Source organism: Streptomyces sp. NPDC087845, from assembly GCF_044742755.1.
GTDB lineage: Bacteria > Actinomycetota > Actinomycetes > Streptomycetales > Streptomycetaceae > Streptomyces.
In genome coordinates this window covers 298694-312355 of the sequence record NZ_JBIUVC010000010.1, presented here as the reverse complement: position 1 = coordinate 312355, position 13662 = coordinate 298694, and the positions used below count along the sequence as shown (strand labels likewise).

Below are 13662 nucleotides of genomic sequence, written 5' to 3'. Positions count from 1 at the left end.
CCTCTCGCGCGGAAAGCATTGAGGGGTGAGTGACGACGTCGCGTATCTCCGTTTCCCGCACCTCCACGACGACCTGCTCTGCTTCGCGGCCGAGGACGACCTCTGGGTCGCTCCGCTCGCCCCGGAGGGGCAGCGGCCCGGCCGCGCGTGGCGGGTGACCGTCGACCGGACCAGGGTCGGCCACCCGCGCTTCTCCCCCGACGGAACCCGTATCGCGTACACGACCTGGCGCAGCCTCGACCCCGAGATCCACCTCGCGCCGGTCGAGGGCGGCCCGGCACACCGGCTCACCTACTGGGGGTCGACGGACGCCCGGGTCTGCGGCTGGACCCCCGACGAGGGGGACGCCTCGCAGATCCTCGCCGTCTCCTCGCACAACCAGCCGTTCTCGCACGACTCCTGGGCCTACACCGTCCCCACGGACGGCGGCCCCGGCGGCAAGCTGCCCTGGGGGCCCGTCTCCGACCTCGCCGTCGCCGACATCGACGGCGAACGGCGCACCCTGCTGCTGACCGGCAAACCACCGCACGAACCGGCCTCCTGGAAGCGGTACCGGGGCGGTGCGACGGGGCGGCTGTGGCTGCACGGCAGGCGGCTGCTCCCGGACATCGGCGGCCACCTCGACTCGCCCATGTTCGTCGCCGGCCGGATCGCGTTCCTCTCCGACCACGAGGGCGTCGGCAATCTGTACTCCTGCCGGCCCGACGGCAGCGATCTGCGCCGCCACACGGACCACGACGCCTTCTACGCCCGGCACGCCTCCAGCGACGGGCGCCGGGTCGTCTACCAGTGCGCGGGCGACGTGTGGCTGGTCGACGACCTGGCGTCGCCGGACGCGGTGCCGCGGAAGCTGGAGGTACGGCTCGGCGGGCCGCGCGTCGGACGGCGTACGCACCAGGTGCCGGCCGCCAGCAATGTCGACTCGCTGTCCGTGGACGAGACGGGCCGGGCCAGCGCCGTCACCGTACGCGGCAGCCTGTACTGGCTCACCCACCGCGACGGCCCCGCCCGGACGATCTCCGACACCCCGGGGGTCCGGGTCCGGCTGCCCGAGATGCTCGGCAGCGGCGGCCAGGTCGCCTACGTCACGGACGCGGACGGCGACGACGCGATCGAGATCGCCTACCTGCCGCGCGCCAGCGGCGACCGCGAGCCGCGCCGGCTGGCCTCCGGACGGATCGGCCGGGTCCAGGAACTGATCTCCGACCCGGACGGCGAGCGTCTGGCGATCGCGACGAACGACGGACGGCTGCTGCTCCTGGAGACGGACGAGGAGACGTCCACGGGCGAGCCCGTGGAACTGATCCGCTCCATCAACGGGCCGGTCCGGGACATGGCGTTCTCGCCGGACGGCGCCTGGCTGACCTGGTCGCACCCCGGGATCGGCCGTTCGCTGCGCCAGATCAAACTGGCCCGCATCCTGGGGACCGGTGCCCCGGTGATCGTCGATGTCACCAACGGCCGCTTCGAGGACGAGAATCCCGTCTTCACCGGCGACGGGCGCTACCTCGCCTTCCTCTCCTGGCGCGGTTTCGACCCGGTGTACGACGTCCACACCGGGGACCTCTCCTTCCCGCTGGGCTGCCGCCCGTACCTGGTGCCGCTCTCCTCGGCGACGCCCTCCCCGTTCGCCCTGTCGCCGGAGGGGCGCCCGGCCGCGGGCGGCCTCGACCCGGCCGACGACATTCCCGACGCCGGTACGGGCGAGGGGCCGTCGACGGTCACGGTCGAGTTCGAGGGGCTGGAGAACCGGGTGACGCCGTTCCCGGTCTCCGCGTCGAAGTACTCGGCCCTGCGTCCGGTGAGCGGCGGCGGACTCGTCTGGCTGCGCTGGCCGATCTCCGGCGCGCTCGGCGAGACGTTCGCCAACCCGGCCGACATGTCGGGCCGCCCCACGCTCGAACACTTCAACATCTCCAAGGCCAGGAAGACCGAACTCGTCGGCCATCTGGACTGGTTCGCGGTCAGCGGCGACGCCACGCGGCTGGTCGTCATGGACGAGGGCGAACTGCGCGCCGTCCCCGCCACGGAGATCGGCGACAGCGACACGACGGTCTACCTCGACCTGCGCCGCATCCTGCACGACGTCGACCCGGCGGCGGAGTGGCGGCAGGCGTACGGGGAGGCCGGCCGCATCATCCGCGCGTACTTCTGGGAACCGGACATGTGCGGAATCGACTGGGAGGGGGTGCTCGACCAGTACCGCCCGCTGGTCGAACGGGTCGCCTCCCCCGACGAGTTCGCCGATCTGCTGCGCGAGGTCCTGGGCGAACTGGGCACCTCGCACGCGTACGTCTCACCGGCCCGCCGCAACGAGGGCCCGCCGCACTACCAGCGGGCGATCGGACTGCTCGGCGCGAACCTGGCCTGCCGGGACGGCGCCTGGACCGTCCGGCGCATCCTGCCCGGTGACTCCTCCGACTCCAAGGCCCGTTCCCCGCTGGCCGGTACGGGCATCCGGGAGGGCGCGGTCCTCACCCATGTGGACGGCCGCCCGGTCGACCCGGTGACGGGCCCGTACCCCCTCCTCTCCGCGGCGGGCGGCACCACGGTCGAACTCACCTTCCGCCCGCCCGAGGGGGAAGGCCGCTCCCGCCGGGTCGCGATCGTCCCCCTGGTCGACGAACGCCCCCTGCGCTACCAGGACTGGGTCGCCAAACGCCGCGAGGTCGTACGGGAGTTGAGCGGCGGCAAGTGCGGCTATCTGCACATCCCCGACATGGGCGGCTCCGGCTGGGCCCAGTTCAACCGGGACCTGCGCATGGAGGTCTCCCGCCCGGCGCTGATCGTCGACGTACGCGGCAACGCGGGCGGCCACATCAGCGAGTTGGTGGTCGAGAAGCTCACCCGCACGATCCTCGGCTGGGACCTGACCCGCAACGCCCAGCCGGTCTCGTACGCCTCGAACGCCCCGCGCGGCCCGGTGGTCGCCCTGGCCGACGAGGCGACCTCCTCCGACGGCGACATGATCACCGCCGCGTTCCGCCTGCTGAAACTGGGCCCGGTGGTGGGCCAGCGGACGTGGGGCGGCGTGGTCGGCATGACCGGCCGGCACCGGCTGGGCGACGGCACGGTGATCACGGTGCCGATGAACGCGGCCTGGTTCGACACGTACGGGTGGTCGGTCGAGAACTACGGCGTCGAACCGGACCTGGAGGCGCTGCGCACCCCGCTCGACTGGGCCGAGGGCCGGTACGCGGTGCTGGACGACGCGGTGCGGGTGGCCCTGGACCTGCTGGCCGCGCACCCGGCGGCGACCCCTCCGACCTACGACTCGGTCCCGGACCGGCGCCGTCCGCCCCTGCCGCCACGGTGAGCGGGCCCCTGCACCGAACGGACGGGGGGGACGAGGGACAGGGACGGGGGGACGAGGGACGGGGACGACGGGGCGGGGCGACGGGACGGGGACGACGGGACGGGGACGACGGGGCGGGGACGACGGGACGGGGGCGCCCTTCCCGGCCCGGACCCTGCCCGAGTGATCTGCCTCACGCGCTGTCACAACAATCCCGCACGCGGTGTCTTGATGCCGAAGCCCGGCAACGAAGGAGACACCGTGAGCCAGAACACCGATGTGGTCGTGATCGGCGGAGGTTACGCCGGAGTCATGGCCGCCAACCGCCTGACGCAGCGCGACGACGTGACAGTGACGCTGATCAACCCGCGCCCGGCCTTCGTCGAGCGGATCCGTCTGCACCAACTGGTGGGCGGGTCCCACAACGCGGTCGTCGACTACGGAGACGTCCTGCGCAAGGGCGTCCGGCTGGTGGTCGACACCGTGACCCGGATCGACGCGGCCGGGCGCAGCGTGGCGTTGGCGACCGGCGGCACGGTCGGCTACGACTACCTGGTCTACGCGGTGGGCAGCGGCAGCGCCCACCCGGGCGTGCCCGGAGCGGCGGAGTTCGCCTACCCGATCGCCGGTCTGGAGGAGGCGGAGCGGCTGCGGCCGGTCGTCGACGCCGCGCCCGCGACGGCCGCGGTGACGGTGGTCGGCGCCGGTGCGACCGGCATCGAGACCGCCGCCGAGCTGGCGGAGGGGGGCCGCGCCGTGACCCTGGTCTGCGGCGAGGTGCTCGGCCCGTCCCTGCACCCCCGGGGCCGCCGCTCGGTCGCCAGACGGCTCGCCGGGCTCGGTGTGACCGTGCTCGAAGGCCCCGGGGCGAGGGTGGCGGCGGTGACCCGCGATGCCGTGCGGCTCGACGACGGCCGCGAACTCCCGAGCAGGGTCACCGTCTGGACCGCCGGATTCGGCGTGCCGGACCTGGCCGCCCGCAGCGGGCTGAGCACCGACGCCCTGGGCCGCCTCCTCACGGACGAGACGTTGACGAGCGTGGACGACGCGCGCATCGTCGCGGCCGGTGATTCGGCGGCACCGTCGGACCTGCCGTTCCGGATGAGCTGTCAGGCCGCGGTCCAGCTGGGCCCGCAGGCCGCCGAGACCGTACTCAGCCGGCTCGCGGGCAAGCTGCCCGCGCCCGTCGACGTGGGGTTCGTCGCCCAGTGCATCAGCCTGGGGCGGCGCAGCGGCGTCCTTCAGCTCACCAGCAAGGACGACACCGCCAAGCGGTACCACCTCGGCGGGCACGCGGGCGCGAAGCTCAAGGAATTCATTTGCAAGGGCACCGTCTGGCAGCTGTCGTACGAGGCACGCAAGCCGGGTGCGCGCACCTGGTGGGCCAAGGACGACAAGCGCCGACAGCTGCTGCGGGACAAGCGCGGCACGGCACCGGCCACCGCCGAACGGGCAGCATGAGGCCGTCCGGTGGGCCACGCACCGGTGGACCGGCCGCCTGTCACCGGCGGCCGGTCGCCGGTCATCGGCCGGCCGTCGACGGAGGAAAGAGGACCTTGCTGTGGACGCACGCGTGAAGACCTTCGGCAGCCAGGGCCGACCGTGAAGGAGAGAGGCCGGGACATGAGCGACCACGCCACCGATCAGGCGACCGAGGCTTTCGTCGCCCACCGCAATCTGCTCTTCACCGTCGCGTACGAGATGCTCGGATCGGCGGCCGACGCGGAGGACGTCCTTCAGGAGACCTGGCTGCGGTGGGTCGAGGTCGACCTGGAGCAGGTGCGCGACCGGCGCGCCTACCTGGTCCGGATCACGACCCGGCAGTCGCTCAACCGGCTGCGCACGATGACGCGCCGCAAGGAGGCGTACGTCGGCCCCTGGCTGCCCGAGCCGGTACTCACGGCACCGGACGTGGCCGAGGACGTCGAACTCGCCGAGAGTGTGTCGATGGCGCTGATGCTCGTCCTCGAAACGCTGTCGCCGACGGAGCGCGCCGTCTTCGTGCTGCGCGAGGCCTTCGACGTCGGTTACGACGAGATCGCGGCCGCCGTCGACAAGAGCCCCGCGGCCGTCCGCCAGATCGCGCACCGCGCCCGCCGGCACGTCGATGCCCGCCGCCCTCGCACGGCGGTCTCCCCGAGCGAGACCCGGGCAGCCCTGGAGTCGTTCCGGCGCGCGCTCGAAACCGGGGACCTCCAGAGCCTTCTCGACGTGCTCGCCCCCGAGGTCGTCCTGATGAGCGACGGCGGCGGCGTCAAACAGGCCGCGCGGCGGCCGGTCATCGGCGCCGACAAGGTGGCCCGTTTCATCGTCGGCGGCTCCGGCAAGGCCGAAGGCGCGCTCACCGTCGGCCCCACCGTGGTCAACGGCAATCCGGCCCTCGTCCTGCGTCTGGACGGTGAGATCGACGGCGTCCTGGCGATCCGTGTCGAGGACGCGCGCATCGTCGGCCTCTACTACGTCCGCAACCCGGAGAAGCTGACCCGCGTGGAATCCGAGACCCCGCTCACCCTGCGATGAATACCGGTGGTGCGCGTCGGCCCCACCCGGCCGGGGCCGTCCACGCGTTCCGATCACCGCCCTCGCGCTTGCCCGGGGTGCCGCGGGGCCGACCGGTGCGGTCCGGGCCGGCCGTGCGGCAGTGCTCCTCGCCTCACCCGTCCACGCCGTCCCGGGGCGGCGCACCCGGGACGGCTGCTGTTCCCGGTCCACCGGGGCCGACGGCGACCGGCTCGTCCACCGCCCGGCCCCACCCCGCGGGCACCGGCAGCTCGCACCAGACCGTCTTCCTGTGCACCCCTTGCTCCACGCCCCATCGCGACGCCAGCGCCTCCACGAGCGCGAGCCCACGCCCCGACTCGTCGCGGCCCCCCGCGGTTCGGGGAACCGGCCAGAGACCGGGCCCGGGATCGCTCACCTCGACGCGGATGCGGCCAGAGCGCGTACCGGCGACCCTGAGCGTGACCGGCGTCCCCTCACCGAGATGCACGATGACGTTGGTCAGCAACTCACTGACGCAGAGCAGCAGATCGGGCGAGTCCGCACCCCCGCACCGCTCGCGCAGGGTGTCCCGCATCTCCGGTACGGCCTTCGGCACGGCGAGCAGGTCCACCGTGAGCGGCAGCGGGGTCATCCACCGGCCGCCGCGTGCAGCACCTCGGCCAGCCGACGCGCGGTGGCCGCGTTGCAGTTGCCGAGCGCGACGAGCGGCGGCCGGGTCGTCCACGCGGCAAAGGTCAGCGGATCGACGCCGAGCGACGGCAGGGTGATGCCGTGCGCGGTGAGCGCGGCGCGGAGTGCGTCGACGTCCGCGCCGATGTCGTAGGGGGGTGAGTCATACGTGTGAGGGGTGCGGGTCGTGGGATGCGTGTCGTCCATGAGGGGCCGTCCACCTTTCGTTGCTTACTGTGACGAACGCCTCACACGGTGCCGCACGGGGCTCTACCTTGAAAGCGTTTCCCGCTCCACAACGCACAGCGCGAAAGGCGGTCAAGGGTGGCCACACGCAAGGAGATCGACGGCTCGGCGGGTGTCCCGCAGTTCTACGGCAAGGAACTCCGCTTCAAACGGGAGGAGGCGGGGCTGACCCTGGAGAAGCTGGTGGACGGCAGCTTCTACGGCATCACGTACCTGAGCGAGATCGAGCACGGTCACCGGCGGATGCCGAAGGATTTGGCCCAGCACGTGGACCGGGTGCTGGCGACGGACGGGTTCTTCGGTCGGCGGTGCGAGGACGTACGGAAGGCCCGACGCAAGGGGCACGCGGAGTACTTCGAACGCGTGCTGGACGCGGAGAAGCGTGCCGAGACCATCGAGCAGTGGTCTCCGACGGTCTTCCCCGGCCTGCTCCAGACGAAGTCGTACGCGGAAGCCGTAATCTGCGCCGAGCGGCTTCCGGAGCTTCAGGAAGAGACCGAAGTGAAGGTCAGTGCGCGGCTGGAGCGGGCGCAGCTCTTCGAGCGAAGCCACCGGACCCCGCAGTACTGGAACATCCTGAGTGAGTCCCTACTGCGTCTGCCGATCCTGCCGCCGCAGCAGATGGCCGAGCAGCTCGACCACATCGCCGAGCTCACCAGGCGCGGCCGGATCTTTACGCAGATCATTCCGTGGAACGCGGGAGCGCACCCCCTCATGCAGGGCAACTCCTTGGTTCTGGACTTCGCGGACGCTCCCCCATTCGCCTACACGGAGGGCCAGCACCACGGAGTTACCGCCGATGATCCGAGCCTCGTGAAGCAGTATCGGAGGTCGTACGATCTGCTGAGGGCCACCGCCTTGCCGCCGGAGGTGTCCCTCGCAATGATCGAGAAAGCGGCAGAGGACTACCGAAATGGCGTGCACCCCAATCGACTTGAGCACCGCGATCTGGCATAGGAGCAGCCACAGCAATTCCTCCGGCGGCGACTGCCTCGAAGTCGCGGACGGCCACCCCGGCATCGTCCCCGTTCGCGACTCCAAGCGCCCCGAGGGCCCGGTGCTCGTCGTTCCCGCGTCCGCCTGGACGCCGTTCGTCGAGGCCGTCAAAACATCCTGACCCGCCGCGAACGCCCCGACGAACCTCTGGGCGGGCAGCCGCAGTTCGTGGGCGTAAGCGGAACGTGAGCAGGACGTCAGCGGTGAGCTGAAGAGTAAGGGCGCCGACAGGCCCGGCCGTTTCACGGCCGGGCCGGGCCCGGCTCACCAACGTGGCGTTCGAGCGAACAAAGGGATTCAGGATGAAGAGAATCAAGGCCGCCCTCCTCACGGCCGCTGTCGTTGCGGGTATGACCGTGGCAGCCACCCCGGCGCAGGCGACCAGCTACTGCAACGTGGGTGGCGGCACCTTCATTTGCGAGTACGCCATGAGCGCCACGACGCTCCCCGACGGCACGAAGCAGGAATTCGGGATCGGTACCGACCGGGCCGTGTGGACGCGCTGGACAAACTCCTCCGGGGGTTGGACCTCGTGGACGTCCATGGGCGGAGAGTGGTACAGCGCGGCCGCCATCCGCACGCAGGAGGTGTACCCCTACCTCTTCTGCCTCGTCGCCAAGGGATCCGACGGCTGGTTGTGGGCAGACTGTCGTGACAACGGGGGCAACTGGACCGGCTGGTCCCACCTTCCCGACCCGTCCTGAGCCGAGCGGGCACCGGGCGCACATCAGCGCCCCGGTCCTGAGACCCTGCGTCGCAGTGGCCGAGGCGCCGTGCAGGTCACGGGGAGACTGACACGGCTTCGCCGGATCGGTAGGTTTTCCAGCACGCGAGGGGCAGAACGCGGACGGGCGGTGATCGTCTGCGCGTTCTTCCTGACCCGTACCGATCCGGCCCGGCTCATCGCCCGCCGTCGCCTCTCCCGGCAGGAGCAACGAAGTGCAGCAGCTCACGTACGACGACATCAAGGCCGCCACCGACCGGATCACCGGGCACGTCCGCCCGGTCGCCGTCGCTCCCGCCGACCCGGGAACGATCCGTACGGCGCACGGCGGCTCCCCCGACGAGCGCTCCGAGGAGCAGCCCTGCGAGGTCTGGTTCGCCCTGGAGTTCATGCAGCACACCGGGTCCTTCAAGGCGCGCGGCGCGCAGAACTTCATCCAGGCCCACCGCGAGGCCGGAACCCTGCCGGACGCGGGGGTGACCATCGCCTCCGGCGGCAACGCCGGGCTGGCCTGCGCGTGGGCTGCCCGGCAGCAGGGCGTGCGGGCCACGGTGTTCCTGCCGACCGTCGCCCCGGCGGTGAAGGTGGCCAAGCTCCGTGAGTTCGGGGCGGACGTGCGGGTGGTCGGCGCGGAGTACGCCGAAGCGCTCGAAGCGTGCGAGGAGTTCGCCCTCCGGTCCGGCGCACTCGCCGCGCACGCCTACGATCACCCGCTGATCGCCGCCGGGGCGGGCACTCTGCTGGAGGAGATCCACGCCCGGATCCCCGGTCTGGACACCGTGGTGGTCTCGGTCGGCGGCGGCGGCCTGTTCGCCGGTGTCGCCACCGCCGCCCGGCACCACGGAATCCGCACGGTCGCCGTCGAGCCGGAGAACTGCCGTGCGCTGAACGCCGCCATCGAGGCCGGTCAGCCGGTCGACGTCCCCGTCGACTCGGTCGCCATCGACGCCCTCGGCGCCCGCCGTGCCACCCCCTTGGCCCTGCACGCAGCACGCCAGGACGATGTCCGCTCCGTCCTCGTACCGGACGGCGAAATCGTCCGCGCACGCCAGGAGTTGTGGGACCACCATCGCGTCGCCGTCGAGCACGCCGCCGCCACCGCGCTGGCCGCACTCACCGCTCCGGACCTTCCGAACGGGTCGTCGGCCCCGGGCCACGGCTACCGGCCGCGCAGTGGTGAGCGCATCGCCGTCGTGCTGTGCGGGGCGAACACCGACCCGAGCGACCTGGTGCACCCGGCCGGGAGCTGATACCCGGTCGTCGGCCCGGCCGCGGAAGCCTGGATCCGCGCCACGCGCGAAGGGCGCGCCCGGAGTCCCGGGCACGCCCCTCACAGACAACGCACAGTGCCGTGCAACGCGTCGCGTCAGCGGTCGCGACGCTCGCGCATGTCGTCCGCAGCGTCCTGGACCCGGCCGCGGCCCTGCTGCGACGTCTTCGAGATCCGCTCGGACGCGCCCTGCGCCCGCTCCCGACCCTGGTTCCGAGCCCCGCCGCGGCCCTCGTGGCCCTCGCGGCCCTGGCTCCGAGCCTCGCCGCGGCCCTCGCGGCCCTCGTGGCCCTCGTTCGCCTTCTTCTTCGCCTGGTCGGCGAGCTCCTGCGCCTTGTCCTTGAACTGGTCTGCGATACCCATGCTGTTCACTCCTAGTGGGTGCGTGGGGGACGGTCCGTAAGGACCTCGACCAGAGTTACACGCCCCGACATTCACCGCATTTCGATCACTTACGCTGCGTACCCACCGCCCTCGCGTCCTGGTCCGCGGCGCCTCCGGCGCCCACGAGTCCCCTGCTCACGCCCTCCAGCCGCGCCCCGAATCTCCGCATCTCCCGCTGGCCGACGACCCCGATCACGGCGGGGAGGCAGCCCCGTACGGACTGCATCCCGCGCAGCCACCACTGCGCGTACACATGCGCGGACCGCCGCTCGATACCGGCCACGATCCGGTCGACCGCCGGACCCAGCGGATAGGTGCGGTTCGACGGCCAGGGCAGCCGCTGCCGCAGTTCCCGCATGACGTCGTCCTGGTCGGCACCCCGCACCATGTCGGTGTCGGTCCAGGACAGATAGCCGACCCCGACCTTCACCCCGCGGTAGCCGACCTCGGCCCGCAGGCTGTGCGCGAACGCCTCCACGCCCGACTTGGACGCGCAGTACGCGGTCATCATCGGCGCCGGCGTCAGCGCCGCGAGCGAGGCGATCTGCAGGAAGTACCCGCGGCTCTCCATGAGCACCGGCAGGAACGCCCGCCCCGTCACCGCCCCGCCGATCAGATTGACCTCGATGACCCGCCGCCACTCGTCCGGGTCGGAGTCGATGAACAGACCGCCGGACGCGACTCCGGCGTTGGCGACGACGACGTCGACCTTGCCGAACCGCTGCTTGACCTCCTCGGCGACGCGCGCCATCGCCGCGTGGTCCGTGACGTCCGCGTACCAGTGGTCGCTCTCCGCGTGCAGCCGCTCGGAGACCTTCTTCAGCTCGTCCGGCTCCAGGCCGACCAGCGCGAGCTTCGCGCCGCGCGCCGAGAGCTTGCGCGCCAGCAGTTCACCCACGCCGCGCGCCGCTCCCGTGACGACGACGACCTGTCCTTCGAGACTCCGCCAGTCACTCATGCGACCTCCTCCTTCTCCGCCGTACCGTCCGTACCATCCGCACGGCCCACGCCGCCCGTACCGCCCGTACCGCCCGTACTGTCCGTACCGCCCGCACTGCCCGTACCGCCCGTACCGCCCGTACCGCCCACGCCATCCGCACGGCCCGCGCCGCCCGCCGGAACGTACGCGGCGACGAGCTCGCGGATCTTCGCGGTGACCGCCTCCGGCGCCTCCACCGGTGTCATGTGCCCCATGCCCGCCAGTTCGGTGACGCCCAGGCAGTCGGGGAGCGCCGCCGCGAGAGCACGGGCGTGCACGGGCGGCGTCAGCCGGTCCTCCGTACCCGCGATCACCGCGGTGGGCACCCGCAACTCCCGTACCCCCGCATCGAGATCGAGCTCCGCGAGGACGTGGCCCCAGGCGACCCTGGCCGCCCGCGGGCACGCGTGCACGATCCGGGCGCAGGTCTCGACCCGTTCCGGGGCCGAACCCGCCCCCATCGTGCCGTACTTGAGTATCCGCCTGGAGACCGGTGTGACCGGCCCGAGCGGGGCGCGCGACCCGAGGAGCGCGCGGGTCGCCCGGGTCCGGACCGCCCCGGCCCGCAGCGGCACCACCAGCGACTCGTCGATCAGCCGCGAACTTCCGGTGCTGCACAGCAGGACGGCGGCCGCGTGCGCGCGCAGCCCGGCCCGCCGCGAGGCGGCCATCATCGTCATGCCCCCCATGGAGTGACCGGCGAGCACGGCCCGCTCACCCGGTTCGAGGGTGGCGGCCAGCACCGCTTCGAGGTCGTCGGCGAGGGCGTCCGTGCTGTACCCCTCACGGCCGACCGCGGGCGAACGGCCGTGGCCCCGCTGGTCGTAGACGACGACCCGGTGGTCCGCCGCCAGGTCCCGGACCTGCGCGGCCCAGAAGTGGGTGCTGCACGTCCAGCCGTGCGACAGGACCACCGCGGGGGCGCCGTCCCGCCCGTGCACCTCGACATGGATCCGGGCGCCGTCCGCCGAGAGCGCGGTCAGTTCGCGCGCCGGGACCGGCGGGGCGTCGTACCGCCGCAGCAGCCGGCTCATCCCACGACCTCCTCGGCGACGGGCCGCTCGGGGGCGGCGGCCCGCTTCGGTATCCGCACGACCTCGTACTCCGTGAGGTCGACCGACCGCGTCGCCTTGCGGAATTCGGCGGTGGTGCCCGGCCAGACGGTGGTGTTGCGGCCGTTGGCGTCCAGGTACCAGCTGGTGCAGCCGCCGGTGTTCCACACGGTGCGCTTCATCCGTTCCTGGACGCGGCGGTTCCAGGCGCCGACCGCCGAGGGGCGCGCGTCGAGTGCGACGCGGCCGCCCAGCACGTTCAACTGGCGCAGGTAGTCGGCCATGTAGTTCAGCTGGGACTCGATCATCAGGATCATCGAGGAGTTCCCGAGACCCGTGTTGGGGCCGATGATCGTCATCCAGTTGGGGAATCCGGCCGCGCCGGCGCCGCGCAGCGACTGCATGCCGTCCTTCCAGGACTCGGCGAGCGTGATGCCTTCCGCGCCCACCACCCGGTCGGCGATCGGCATGTCGGTCACGTGGAAGCCGGTGCCGAAGATGATGGCGTCGACCTCGGCCTCCGTGCCGTCGGAGGCGACGACCGTGGAGCCGCGCACCTCGGCCAGACCGGAGGCGACCACATCCACATTGGGCTGGGCGAGCGCCGGGTAGTAGGCGTTGGAGAGCAGGATGCGCTTGCAGCCGATGCGGTACGAGGGGGTCAGCTTGGCGCGCAGCGCCGGGTCCTTGATGGACCGGGCCATGCTGGACTTGGCTATCTTCTCGACCAGGCCCAGTTCGTCGGGGCGCTTGGTGAAGGCGCTTACCTGCAACTCCCTTATGCCCCAGAGCAGTCCGCGGCGCGCCGTGCCGGTGATGGGGAGTGTGCGGTGCAGCCAGCGCTCGGCGCCGCTGATCCTGCGGTCCATGCGGGGCATGACCCAGGGCGGGGTGCGCTGGAAGAGCGTCAGCCTGCCGGTCTTCGGCTGGATCGCGGGGACGATCTGGATGGCGGAGGCGCCGGTGCCGATCATCGCGACGCGTTTGCCGGTCAGGTCGTAGTCGTGGTCCCAGCGGGCCGAGTGGAAGACCTTGCCGGGGAAGCTGTCGAGACCGGGGATGTCCGGCGTCCTCGGGTCGGAGAGCGGGCCGGTCGCGGAGACGACGACGTCGGCGGTGAACGTGGCCCCGTTGCCGGTTTCGATGACCCAGTGGAGCGCGTCGCGGTCCCAGCTCATTCTCATGACTTCATGGTTGAGCCTGATGTGCGGGCGCAGCCCGAAGGTGTCCGCGACGTGCTCCAGGTAGGCGCGGATGTGCTCCTGCCCGGAGAAGGTGCGCGGCCACTCGGGGTTGGGGGCGAACGAGAACGAGTAGAGGTGGGACGGTACGTCGCAGGCGCAGCCCGGGTAGCTGTTGTCGCGCCAGGTGCCGCCGACGGAGCCGGCCCGCTCCAGGACGACGAAGTCCGTGATGCCTTCGCGGCGCAGCCGGACCGCGGCCCCGAGGCCCCCGAATCCGGATCCGATCACCGCCACTCGTACGTGCTCGTGCTGGGCCATGCTGCCGCCTCCCGCGGTACGTCACACGACTCCGCCAGCAATC

The 13662-nt window shown here is 72.0% G+C and carries 13 protein-coding genes; 7 read left to right on the top strand and 6 right to left on the bottom strand.

Annotated features, from left to right (window positions below; all coding sequences use genetic code 11):
* Nucleotides 1-25: 25 nt before the first annotated feature.
* The 3 genes from ACIOMQ_RS26165 to ACIOMQ_RS26155 all read left to right on the top strand — a co-directional run bounded on the left by ACIOMQ_RS26165 (nucleotide 26) and on the right by ACIOMQ_RS26155 (nucleotide 5815).
* Entirely contained in the window at nucleotides 26-3316 is a 3291-nt protein-coding gene (locus ACIOMQ_RS26165) for a S41 family peptidase (RefSeq protein WP_362199724.1), read from the top strand.
* A gap of 240 nt (nucleotides 3317-3556) precedes the next feature.
* The gene (locus tag ACIOMQ_RS26160) at nucleotides 3557-4756 is read left to right on the top strand and encodes an NAD(P)/FAD-dependent oxidoreductase (RefSeq protein ID WP_402190589.1); all 1200 of its coding nucleotides are present in this window, start codon (nucleotides 3557-3559) and stop codon (nucleotides 4754-4756) included.
* A 162-nt stretch (nucleotides 4757-4918) separates the two neighbouring features.
* Nucleotides 4919-5815 carry an RNA polymerase sigma-70 factor gene (locus ACIOMQ_RS26155; RefSeq protein ID WP_401266440.1) on the top strand — a complete coding sequence of 299 codons (897 nt, stop codon included), beginning with the start codon at nucleotides 4919-4921 and terminating at the stop codon, nucleotides 5813-5815.
* Between the two features lie 133 nt (nucleotides 5816-5948).
* On the opposite strand, the gene ACIOMQ_RS26150 is transcribed toward ACIOMQ_RS26155, so the two are convergent.
* Together ACIOMQ_RS26150 and ACIOMQ_RS26145 are read right to left on the bottom strand one after the other, a co-directional pair.
* Nucleotides 5949-6428, bottom strand: coding sequence for an ATP-binding protein (locus ACIOMQ_RS26150; protein ID WP_401266437.1), 480 nt, complete (start codon nucleotides 6426-6428; stop codon nucleotides 5949-5951).
* Nucleotides 6425-6673 (bottom strand): hypothetical protein, encoded by a 249-nt coding sequence (locus tag ACIOMQ_RS26145; RefSeq protein WP_362199712.1) that lies wholly within the window; start codon nucleotides 6671-6673, stop codon nucleotides 6425-6427. Before ACIOMQ_RS26145 ends, ACIOMQ_RS26150 begins: the two co-directional genes overlap by 4 nt.
* Before the next feature lie 117 nt (nucleotides 6674-6790).
* Here ACIOMQ_RS26145 and ACIOMQ_RS26140 point away from each other — a divergent pair, with 117 nt between their 5' ends.
* From ACIOMQ_RS26140 to ACIOMQ_RS26125, 4 genes are all read left to right on the top strand, one after another.
* A complete protein-coding gene (locus ACIOMQ_RS26140) occupies nucleotides 6791-7669 on the top strand; it encodes a helix-turn-helix domain-containing protein (protein WP_401942702.1) in 879 nt (292 codons plus the stop codon).
* Nucleotides 7626-7829 (top strand): DUF397 domain-containing protein, encoded by a 204-nt coding sequence (locus tag ACIOMQ_RS26135; RefSeq protein WP_401942699.1) that lies wholly within the window; start codon nucleotides 7626-7628, stop codon nucleotides 7827-7829. Before ACIOMQ_RS26140 ends, ACIOMQ_RS26135 begins: the two co-directional genes overlap by 44 nt.
* A gap of 181 nt (nucleotides 7830-8010) precedes the next feature.
* On the top strand, nucleotides 8011-8412 hold the full coding sequence (locus ACIOMQ_RS26130) for a hypothetical protein (protein WP_362199703.1): 402 nt from the start codon (nucleotides 8011-8013) through the stop codon (nucleotides 8410-8412).
* A 235-nt stretch (nucleotides 8413-8647) separates the two neighbouring features.
* On the top strand, nucleotides 8648-9682 hold the full coding sequence (locus tag ACIOMQ_RS26125; protein ID WP_401266425.1) for a threonine/serine dehydratase: 1035 nt from the start codon (nucleotides 8648-8650) through the stop codon (nucleotides 9680-9682).
* A gap of 116 nt (nucleotides 9683-9798) precedes the next feature.
* Here the strand turns inward: ACIOMQ_RS26125 and ACIOMQ_RS26120 are convergent, their stop codons facing one another.
* The 4 genes from ACIOMQ_RS26120 to ACIOMQ_RS26105 form a co-directional block, all read right to left on the bottom strand.
* The gene (locus tag ACIOMQ_RS26120) at nucleotides 9799-10065 is read right to left on the bottom strand and encodes a hypothetical protein (RefSeq protein ID WP_362199697.1); all 267 of its coding nucleotides are present in this window, start codon (nucleotides 10063-10065) and stop codon (nucleotides 9799-9801) included.
* Nucleotides 10066-10150: 85 nt separating this feature from the next.
* Complete coding sequence (locus tag ACIOMQ_RS26115) at nucleotides 10151-11044, bottom strand: SDR family oxidoreductase (protein ID WP_362199694.1); 894 nt, start codon at nucleotides 11042-11044, stop codon at nucleotides 10151-10153.
* Nucleotides 11041-12099 (bottom strand): alpha/beta fold hydrolase, encoded by a 1059-nt coding sequence (locus ACIOMQ_RS26110; protein ID WP_401987014.1) that lies wholly within the window; start codon nucleotides 12097-12099, stop codon nucleotides 11041-11043. Before ACIOMQ_RS26110 ends, ACIOMQ_RS26115 begins: the two co-directional genes overlap by 4 nt.
* Nucleotides 12096-13619 (bottom strand): flavin-containing monooxygenase, encoded by a 1524-nt coding sequence (locus ACIOMQ_RS26105; protein WP_402190584.1) that lies wholly within the window; start codon nucleotides 13617-13619, stop codon nucleotides 12096-12098. Before ACIOMQ_RS26105 ends, ACIOMQ_RS26110 begins: the two co-directional genes overlap by 4 nt.
* Nucleotides 13620-13662 lie beyond the last annotated feature (43 nt).

Coding starts and splice junctions, on each gene's coding strand:
- ACIOMQ_RS26155 (WP_401266440.1), top strand. CDS start 4,919: ATGAGCGACCACGCCACCGATCAGGCGACCGAGGCTTTCGTCGCCCAC.
- ACIOMQ_RS26150 (WP_401266437.1), bottom strand. CDS start 6,428: ATGACCCCGCTGCCGCTCACGGTGGACCTGCTCGCCGTGCCGAAGGCC.
- ACIOMQ_RS26145 (WP_362199712.1), bottom strand. CDS start 6,673: ATGGACGACACGCATCCCACGACCCGCACCCCTCACACGTATGACTCA.
- ACIOMQ_RS26135 (WP_401942699.1), top strand. CDS start 7,626: ATGGCGTGCACCCCAATCGACTTGAGCACCGCGATCTGGCATAGGAGC.
- ACIOMQ_RS26130 (WP_362199703.1), top strand. CDS start 8,011: ATGAAGAGAATCAAGGCCGCCCTCCTCACGGCCGCTGTCGTTGCGGGT.
- ACIOMQ_RS26120 (WP_362199697.1), bottom strand. CDS start 10,065: ATGGGTATCGCAGACCAGTTCAAGGACAAGGCGCAGGAGCTCGCCGAC.
- ACIOMQ_RS26115 (WP_362199694.1), bottom strand. CDS start 11,044: ATGAGTGACTGGCGGAGTCTCGAAGGACAGGTCGTCGTCGTCACGGGA.
- ACIOMQ_RS26110 (WP_401987014.1), bottom strand. CDS start 12,099: ATGAGCCGGCTGCTGCGGCGGTACGACGCCCCGCCGGTCCCGGCGCGC.
- ACIOMQ_RS26105 (WP_402190584.1), bottom strand. CDS start 13,619: ATGGCCCAGCACGAGCACGTACGAGTGGCGGTGATCGGATCCGGATTC.